1 protein-coding gene is annotated in these 292 nt (G+C 53.1%); it reads right to left on the bottom strand.

Going from position 1 to position 292, the window contains the following annotated elements; translation table 11 throughout:
* Positions 1–104 precede the first annotated feature (104 nt).
* A partial coding sequence (locus RMT89_RS42215; protein ID WP_315889059.1) for a hypothetical protein occupies positions 105–292 on the bottom strand: 188 nt, incomplete at its 5' end.

Here is a 292-nt window from a genome sequence, read left to right as displayed (position 1 = left end):
CAAAAGCATCCGCCAAGCGCAGCAGCTGGTCTTTTGTCAGCATAGTGTTAATTTCCACCGTATCCATGGTGTTAATATACACCGTCGAAAAGACAGATCAACCGCTATTGTGGCGCCGCCGCCAGATGGTGTAATTTTGCACTATGAGAACGCTTGATGACCTGCTTTCCCTGGTTGAGGCCCGCCGAAATGAGTTGGGCCTTTCTCAGGCTCAACTGGGTATGCGTGCCTTTGGCCGCCCCGACAGTTCCTTGGTCCAAAACATGAAGCGCGGGTCCGAGCCGACGTATTC

The organism is Streptomyces sp. P17, assembly GCF_032436805.1.
GTDB lineage: Bacteria > Actinomycetota > Actinomycetes > Streptomycetales > Streptomycetaceae > Streptomyces.
Note: the sequence above shows the minus strand (reverse complement) of the source record. Positions and strands in the feature narration are given on the sequence as shown.